At 49.7% G+C, this 9,029-nt stretch carries 6 protein-coding genes and 2 pseudogenes; all 8 read left to right on the top strand.

Going from position 1 to position 9,029, the window contains the following annotated elements:
* Window positions 1-881 (top strand): annotated as a pseudogene (locus COY37_RS10940) (IS1634 family transposase); the annotation flags it as partial.
* Window positions 882-1,577: 696 nt separating this feature from the next.
* Window positions 1,578-2,258: a hypothetical protein gene (locus COY37_RS10935; RefSeq protein WP_286677542.1), complete on the top strand. Its 681-nt coding sequence runs from the start codon at window positions 1,578-1,580 to the stop codon at window positions 2,256-2,258.
* A 32-nt stretch (window positions 2,259-2,290) separates the two neighbouring features.
* The gene (locus COY37_RS10930; RefSeq protein WP_286677543.1) at window positions 2,291-2,935 is read left to right on the top strand and encodes a hypothetical protein; all 645 of its coding nucleotides are present in this window, start codon (window positions 2,291-2,293) and stop codon (window positions 2,933-2,935) included.
* A 449-nt stretch (window positions 2,936-3,384) separates the two neighbouring features.
* Window positions 3,385-5,925, top strand: a complete 2,541-nt coding sequence (secA, locus tag COY37_RS10925) for a preprotein translocase subunit SecA (RefSeq protein WP_286677544.1) — start codon at window positions 3,385-3,387, stop codon at window positions 5,923-5,925.
* Window positions 5,926-6,039: 114 nt separating this feature from the next.
* Window positions 6,040-7,122 (top strand): annotated as a pseudogene (gene prfB / locus COY37_RS10920) (peptide chain release factor 2); the annotation flags it as partial.
* A 49-nt stretch (window positions 7,123-7,171) separates the two neighbouring features.
* Window positions 7,172-7,870, top strand: coding sequence for an LmeA family phospholipid-binding protein (locus COY37_RS10915; protein WP_286677545.1), 699 nt, complete (start codon window positions 7,172-7,174; stop codon window positions 7,868-7,870).
* Window positions 7,867-8,079: a YitT family protein gene (locus COY37_RS10910; RefSeq protein ID WP_286677566.1), complete on the top strand. Its 213-nt coding sequence runs from the start codon at window positions 7,867-7,869 to the stop codon at window positions 8,077-8,079. The genes COY37_RS10915 and COY37_RS10910 overlap by 4 nt, the downstream gene beginning before the upstream one ends.
* Window positions 8,080-8,127: 48 nt before the next feature.
* The gene (locus COY37_RS10905; RefSeq protein WP_286677546.1) at window positions 8,128-9,000 is read left to right on the top strand and encodes a transketolase; all 873 of its coding nucleotides are present in this window, start codon (window positions 8,128-8,130) and stop codon (window positions 8,998-9,000) included.
* The last annotated feature ends 29 nt before the right edge of the window (window positions 9,001-9,029 follow it).

The following is a 9,029-nucleotide window of genomic DNA, read 5'->3' as shown; positions in this document are numbered from 1 at the left end:
CCTCGTCGAGCGGATTAAGGATGACCTTCGGGACTGGAAGCTAGGCCGAGTCGTCATGGTGGTAGATAGAGGCTTTACCTTAAGAGGAGAACCTGCGCTACATGCAACGAGCAGGCGGCGGCTACATCGCCGGAGAAAAACTTCGCTCCGGCAGCCCGTTAGCGGAACAAGCACTGTCGAGAGCCGGGCGCTATCAGGTGGTAAAAGACAACCTCAAGGTAAAAGAGATCGTGGTCGGCGATGGCGAGAGACGTAAGCGATATATCCTTTGCTACAACCCGGCTGAGGCTAAAAAAGACAAAGAGGGGCGCGAGCACACCATTTCACGCCTTGAGGCAGAGCTCGCCAGCATTAAACAGCTCAAAGGGGCGCCGCACAAAAAAGCGGCGTGTTGTCTTCGCAGCAACAAAAGCATGGGGCGCTACCTCAAACAAAAATCCGACGGCACCCTTGCAATCGACAAAGCCAAGATAAGAAAAGAAGAGCGACTTGACGGCAAATTCCTGCTTTCAACCTCAGACGATACGCTCTCTTCCGAAGACGTCGCCCTTGGCTACAAACAACTGCTCGAAGTCGAGCGAGGGTTTAAAGACTTAAAGCACACCCTTGAGCTTCGCCCCGTGTATCACCGAAAAGAGGAGCGCATCCGTGCTCATATCACCCTCTGCTTCCTCGCACTGCTTTGTATTCGGGTGGCAGAAGTCGAGACGAAAAAGACCTGGCGATGTATCAAAACAGAACTAAATCGTATGCATCTTGGTGAGTTTAAAGGGCCAGCTGGCAAAGTTCTGCAGCGAACCGAGACCACGCCCGCACAACGGGAGATCTTTACCGCCCTAAAGATCAAAGAGCCGCCAAAGTTCTTCGAGATAACCCCGTAGGCACTACACGCATTTTAGCCGCTTTCTATCCTTGCTGGATAACGCCCTGATTGGAACGGCGTTTGTCTACTCACTGCGGAACTTCGGTAGAACAGGCAATGAAAATAGTTATGGACATTCTGCATATTTGAAGGAATGTTTGACCCAAAGGTCGTTCGGGCATTGATTACCATACTGCGCAAGCAGGGCAAGCTGATGGAGTACGTGAGCTAAATTCACCTACCATCCTTTTGGTCGGAAAATTTGGTCTTCTAGTGCTCAGGATGCAAAACCAAGAACATGTTCCCTGTAAAATCTGTGATCTGCCACCGCAGACGCATTTCCGTTAATCAAAAAGATAGCCTATCTCTAAATTCCAGAACATGGCTAAACTAGTTTCCTATAATTGTGTAAATAAGTGGTTGTATTACGATCTTATTTTTGCTAACATCTTAATAGTTTTATAATGTTCATATTAACAAGCAAATGATATGTATACAAGACATTAGCTCGCAAAATATTGTGTTCAAAAGCTGTTCTTGACCAAAGCCGCTAAGTCTTTATTCCTGGTTACCTTTACCTCAAAGGTTTCCATAAAAGGGGTGGTCGCACGGCTTAATTTTTCAGGGGGGCATGCCATAGTAAATTGCGTAATGGGTTATTTAAAGCAGGTGAGGTTGATTGTTTTTGCAACCAGTAGGTATGAGGAGTGAGAAGATGCAGCATAAACGTACAAAGCTTAAGCTTACAGTAGGGTTATTACTAATAATTGCAATTTCGCTGGCAATGTCTGCACCAGCTCTAGCAACATTGGATTATGGCGCAGTGGGTTTTGATGAGAACGTTACGGGACAGCGTGGGAGCTTTTGTTACTCTTTAGTTGATTCAAACGCGCCCGCTTCTATTCATTTAAACTCGGTTTACCTCTACAAAGACCCTGATAATTACTTGGAGTTCGGTTGGATGTGGAATTCTGTTCAAGGCTTACATTGGTTCGTATACTGCATAGACTACGGCGTTCTTGTAGATAACAGGTTTATTAATGTAGGTGCTCCAACCGCAGGACAAGAATTTGGCTTAAAAGTAGTGTCAGATGGTGTTAATAATACATGGTTCAGGGCGTATGCAAAAAGAGACGGCATCGATTGGGAAAAATATAATTGGCTCTTCACAATAATGAAATCAGGGAGAGCAAGTGTTGGAACAGAACGATCAACCGTGAACGATTCAAATTATGCACGTTGGCGTGTCTGCCAACGTTTGGCGAACACTTCTGGGGCAACTTGGCAATACTTTAGCAGCCCATACGAAAACCCTGCTGCAAGCAGCCCAGACCATGACCCTGGTTATCACGGCTATAAAGCGACGAATTATAACCTTTACTCGTTGAAGAATTAAATAGATGCTCTCAGGATAAAGGATTGGTGATCATGACTTTGAAAAAACGTAGGGTAACTATATTTGTTAGCTCATTGTCGGTTGCAATACTGCTGATCTCGGTTTTTGCACTGAAGATTAATCTTCAGGCTAGTGATAAAACAAGCCGGGCAAATAAAGTAGTATCGGAACAAATACCAAGCAAATACGAACAAAAATCAAGCAGCTGGGCTGATAAAATCAAGAGCTATGAGGCTTGGGGTGATAAGTTTGACTCCATAGAGAAGGCACAGACAAAATTGAAGTTTAAATTTGCGCTGCCAAGTGACACAAAAAATAGACAGTTTCAGGCGGCCTATGTGGAAAAAAACCCAGACGAGAATCTTCGGTCGGTAAAAATAGTTTTCGGGAATGATTTAGTGCTCTCGGCCTACCCGGATCCATCGTCGGATAGTGAACAACAAGCTCATTTTACGCAAGTAATCGGGCAGTCGGCTGGTAAGTACGCGAGTATTACGGTGAACGGGAAATCAGGCTGTGGATCAGAGCCAAATACAGTAAAAGATATATTTGGCAATGAAATTCTGAACCCAGGTAGTATCGCATGGTGGGATAATAATGTCACATATTCTCTGACGGGACAGAATCTTAGTGTAACAGAGCTAGTTGATATAGCTAACTCATCGAAGCTTCCGTAACCTTCATTCGCTAAGTGTTTTATGTATTTGAACGCAAGGTTTTGCTGAGTAAATGGGCTTTTTTAAAAATCCAGTGACTTTGTACAAAACTCTTGGAATCACATGATATTTCGCACTTATGAGATGAGTATAGCCTGTGCTTTTCAGGCTGAGGCGTAGAGGAGGTGATAGCTTAAGACACTAGGCTAGAGAAAAGAAACAAATCGATGTTGACCCAAAGGTCGTCCAGGCATTGATTACTATACTGCGCAAGCAGGGCAAGCTGATGGAGTACGTGAGCTAACTATTTAACATTTATACCGATGCAATGCCCGGTTTAATGCTGTATTATGGTTGTGGGAAATGTCCCATGACCATCCCCATTAAAAGTGGTAAAATACGTTTGGTGTTTTATGACGTAAGACCAAATCACTTTTAAAAATATCAGACAGTAATATGGAGTTGTATATATGTTTAGCTTACTTGAGCGCGTATTGCGCATGGGAGAGGGCAAAAAGTTAAAACGGATTGAAGATAAAGTCGCACTGGTCAACGAATTCGAGCCGGAGGTCGAGAGACTAAGCGACCCCGAGCTTACCGCGAAAACGGCCGAGTTCAAGCAGCGGTTTGCCGATGGGGAGATCCTGGACGATCTTCTTCCCGAGGCGTTTGCGGTCGTTCGCGAGGCCTCAAGGCGTGTCTTGAAGATGCGCCATTTCGACGTGCAGATCATGGGCGGGCTCATCCTTCATGAAGGCAAGATCGCCGAGATGAAGACCGGTGAAGGCAAGACGCTTGTGGCGACGCTTCCGGTGTATCTAAACGCCCTGGAAGGCAAGGGTGTACACGTGGTAACCGTCAACGATTACCTGGCCCGGCGCGACAGCGAGTGGATGGGCAAGCTCTACGAGTTTTTGGGCTTAAGAGTCGGCCTCATCCAGTCGGAGATGCATCCGGTGCATAGAAAGCAAGCCTACGATGCGGATATCACCTACGGTACGAACAACGAGTTCGGCTTCGACTACCTGCGCGATAACATGGCGACCAGCGTCGATGAGCGCACCCAGCGCGGTTACCACTATGCGATAGTGGACGAGGTTGACAGCATTTTGATCGATGAGGCAAGGACGCCGTTAATTATTTCAGGGCAGCCGGAGCAATCGGCCGACACCTACTACTCGTTTGCGCGGATCGTTCCCAAACTCAAAAAGACAGAGCACTATGAGGTCGACGAGAAGCACCGCACCGTGTCTATCACCGAGGAAGGCGTGGCAAAAGTAGAGGATGCTCTGGGCATCGATAACATGTACGACCACGTAAACAGCCAGCTTGTAAACCATCTGCAGCAGGCGCTAAAGGCGCATGCGCTTTTCAAGAAGGATGTCGACTACATCGTCAAAGACGGTGAGGTTATCATTGTCGATGAATTTACCGGACGTTTAATGGACGGCAGAAGGTACAGTGAAGGCCTGCACCAGGCGATCGAGGCAAAGGAGGGCGTCAAGATCCGCGAGGAAAACCAGACGCTTGCAACGATTACCCTGCAGAACTATTTCCGCATGTACGATAAATTGGCAGGCATGACCGGTACCGCCGCAACCGAGGCGGACGAGTTCATGCATATCTATAAACTGGCGACCGTAGTCATTCCTACGAACCAGCCTATGATCAGGGATGACATGCCGGACTCCATCTACAAAACCGAAGATATCAAGTTCAAGGCGGTTATTGAAGACATCGTCGAGCGTAACGGACGGGGTCAGCCGGTTCTTGTAGGTACGGTCTCGATTGAGAAGAGCGAGATGCTCTCCAAGATGCTCAAGCGTCGCGGCATAAAGCATGAGGTGCTGAACGCCAAGTACCACGAGCGGGAGGCCGAAATCATCGCCCAGGCCGGTAGGAAGGGCGCGGTAACGATTGCGACCAACATGGCCGGTCGAGGCGTCGACATCATCCTCGGCGGTAATCCGCAAGACCCGCAAGAAGCCGATGAGGTACGTGAAGCGGGCGGTCTTCATATAACCGCTACCGAACGCCATGAGTCACGGCGAATCGACAACCAGCTCAGGGGTCGTTCGGGTCGTCAGGGAGATCCCGGATCAAGCCGGTTTTACCTGTCGCTTGAGGATGATTTGATGAGACTGTTCGGCTCTGAGCGTATCGGCGGCATCATGGAGCGCCTCGGCGTGCCGGACGACCAGCCGATCGAGCACGGCATGATCTCAAAATCCATCGAGACGGCGCAGAAACAGGTCGAGGCGCAGAACTTCGGCATACGTAAGCATGTCCTCGAATACGACGATGTCATGAACAAGCAGCGCGAGGTTATTTACGAAGAACGCCTGCGCGTCCTCGAAGGCGAAGATGTGCGTGAGCGCATACTCGATATGATTAACAATGTGATGAGGGCCGTTGTTGGGGTGTTCACCAGTGACTCAACCTACCCCGAAGAATGGGATTGGGACGGGTTGTTCTCATATGTCAACCAGGTGTTCCCGCTTGGGTGGGGTAAAGATGCGCTTGAGGTAACCTCGATAACGCAAGAGGAACTGATAGACAAGCTTGTCGAGTCCGCACAGGCCAAGTATGGGGAGCGAGAAACAGAGTTTGGCGAAGAGCTGATGCGCGATATCGAGCGCCTGGTCGTGCTCGAGGTAATCGACAACAAGTGGAGGGAGCACCTCTACGAGATGGATTATCTGAAAGAGGGAATCGGCCTCAGGGCAATCGGCCAGAGAGACCCGCTTGTCGAGTACAAGTCGGAAGCATACGATATGTTTCAGGCCATGATCGAGGGCATCAAAGAGGATACCCTACGCTATATGTTCCATGTCCAGGTGGTCAAGGATGAACCCGTCAAGCCGAAACAGCAGGCTATGGTTACTAGTGGCGGCTCGAGTGGCGAGCCGAAGAAGCCAAAAGTAAAGGACGATAAAGACCGGATAGGGCGAAACGATCGCTGCCCGTGCGGAAGCGGCAAAAAATATAAAAAGTGCTGCGGCGCGGCATAGGAATTACGAATTATGAATTATGAATTAGTGAAGGTCTAGAAAGTGGGCTCAAGAGAAGAGATAGCGGTGGAAATATATTGGTTACTGATTACAGCATTGAGATTAACGAAATGAAAGAAAAGATTAAGCAGATTAAGGGTTATCTTTGACATAGACGGTAAAAGAGAAGAGGTAGGCAAGCTCGAAAAAGAAGCCAGCAAACCGGGCTTCTGGGATGATCCGGATGCCGCCCAAAAGGTGATGTCCGCCTTAAGCGACTTAAAGGACGATATCCAGGCGTGGGAGCGGGCGGACGATGAATCCGAGGACCTCGAGATCATGAACGAGCTGGCGATTTCTGAAAACGACGAGTCGCTTGGCAACGAGATTAAAAGGGCTTTTAAAAAGCTACAACGCTTTGTTGATGACCTGGAGCTTCGAAGCTGGTTTACGGACCCAATGGATAGCCGCAGCGCTATCGTAACCGTTCATCCCGGAGCGGGCGGCACAGAGTCGCAGGACTGGGCTGAGATGCTGATGCGCATGATTATCCAGTGGGCTAAGAGCAAGGATTTCCAGGTTGGTATAAACGAATTCGCCCCCGGTGAGGAGGCGGGCATTAAAACCGTCACGTTTACCGTTGAAGGCAAGTACGCGTACGGGTTTCTGCAGGCGGAGCGCGGGGTACACCGGCTGGTACGGATATCCCCATTCGATTATGGCGGCAGGAGGCATACCTCGTTTGCCTCTGTTGATGTTATCCCAAAGGTTGACACCGATATCGAGATAACCATTGAGCCGTCTGATTTACGCATTGAAACGTTCAGGTCGACCGGTGCCGGCGGTCAGCACGTTAACGTGACCGATTCGGCCGTGCGCATCACCCATATTCCGACCGGTGTGGCGGCGCAGTGCCAGAACGAGCGCTCGCAGTCGAAGAACAAAGAGACGGCGTTGATAATCCTCAAAGCCCGGCTCTACGAGCGTATCCGGGAAGAGCGGGCGAGGGAAGAGACCGAGCGCCATAAGCAAAAGAAAGAAATCGCCTGGGGCAGCCAAATCAAGTCCTATGTCTTGCACCCGTACCAGCTCGTCAAAGACCACCGAACCGGCCTTGAAAAAGGCGATGTGCAGTCGGTGCTCGACGGCGACATCGACGACTTCATCATTGCGTATCACCGGCAGCGGGTGCTCGAAGCTGCGGATGGAGCCGTATAACAACAGCTTGAATATCCGGCTCAACGAAGGGCCCGGCGCTAGGGGTTGTATGAAACGCATACCGGTTATAACCATTGCAATACCAATTATCATTGTCCTGGGCATACTTGTGGCCATCATCGTGCCGTCCCTGGCGAACACTATCATCCAATCGGCGGTTATCGATACCCTTAAGCACAAATATGATTTGAACGAATGCGCTTATATACGCGTTGACTCGACCACACTGATGCTCCTCTCGGGTAAAGTGAAACAGGTGTATGTCGAGTGCTCGAAAGGCGAGTTCAACGGGCTCAAGGCAAAAAGCCTTACGATTTTTGTGCGGGACATTAAATTCGATCTCAAGGCTCCCGTTCTCCAGAAAAAAGTCGCGGTTACAAAGATCGGCAAGGCAAATGCCAGAATCGTGTTCGGCGAGGACGACATCAACCATTATATTAGCAGCGCCTATCCCGATTTAAGCGGATGGAAGATACGTCTCAAACCGGACAGGATTACCGCCAGGGTGGATATCGAAATGATTGGCGGCCTCGAAGTTATATTTAAACCCAGGGTTAAAGGAGACTACCTGGTCATCGAGCCGATCGATGCGAAATTTACCAAGCTCAGCAAGTGGGGTGCGGTTGACGCGCGAAACTGGGTGAGAGAAATACCCCTCAATATACCGGCCAACAACCTTCCCTTCGGTATGAAAATAACCAAGATTCTAGTCCAAGATAATCAAATGGTGGTTACTGCTGAGAACTGAAAACGCAAAAATATAGTAATTTAGGTCTGGGTCAGCTCTTCTTAGTTGTTGACGGTTTTGTTATGCTGATAGCAGCCACTGTGTTTGGGCTGAAACTGGCTCTCTGCGGAATGATAGCGGTTATAGTTATGGGCCGCGTCATCGACTACGCGCAGGAGGGCCTCAGCGTGGAGAAGGCGGCGTTTATTATTGTCTTTAGGTGTTCATGAAGTTGTTAGCGAAGGCTTTAAGCAGTTCGCCGTGCGAAAGGAGAAGTTTTGGGCACTCAGACCACCACTAATACTACTTCAGCCGGTAGGCAGGCTCTCGTCGAGTCTATTGAAGCGAAAGCCAGAACTATACGGTGTCACATCGTCAAAATGGTCGGATTGGCCAAGTCGGGTCACCCCGGGGGTTCGTTATCCGCTGCGGATATCGTCGCAACGCTCTATTTTCATGAGCTTAAGCATAGATCCGAGGATCCGCATTGGTCTGATCGCGACCGTTTTGTTTTAAGCAAGGGACACGCGGCGCCCGTACTTTACGCGGCGCTTGCCGAGAGCGGCTATTTCCCGGTTGAGGATTTATGGACGCTCAGAAAGATCGACAGCCACCTGCAGGGGCATCCCGATATGCTCAAAACGAGAGGTGTCGAGATCTCGACCGGCTCGTTGGGGATGGGATTTTCCGCCGCGGTCGGTATGGCGCTCGGTGTAAAGATCGATAAAAAGGATTCCAGGGTCTATGCCCTTATCGGGGATGGGGAATCCCAGGAGGGCATCATCTGGGAGGCGAGTATGTTTGCCGCCCAGCACAAGCTGGACAATCTTGTAGGTATCCTCGATTACAACAACATGCAGATTGACGGCCTGGTGAGCGAGATCGTCGATATCCAACCGGCCGCAGCAAAATGGTCGGCCTTCGGCTGGCACACGATCGAAATCGACGGGCACAGCGTTGAGCAGCTTATCGACGCGTTTGAAAAAGCGCGATCGATCAAAGGCAAACCCACGATGATCATCGCCAATACGGTGAAGGGCAAGTGCGTCTCCTTTATGGAGGGCGTTGTTGATTTCCATGGCAAGGCCCCGTCCGCCGATCAGGTTGACAAGGCGATCTGCGAGATCGAAGCCCTGGGCCCGCTCGGGTAGGGATAGAAGTTCTAGAACGTGGGTCAGCT

The sequence above is a fragment of the Candidatus Aquicultor secundus genome (assembly GCF_002791875.1).
Lineage (GTDB): Bacteria > Actinomycetota > Aquicultoria > Aquicultorales > Aquicultoraceae > Aquicultor_A > Aquicultor_A secundus.
The sequence above is the reverse complement of the archived record's forward strand: the minus strand, read 5'-3'. Positions and strand labels throughout refer to the sequence as shown.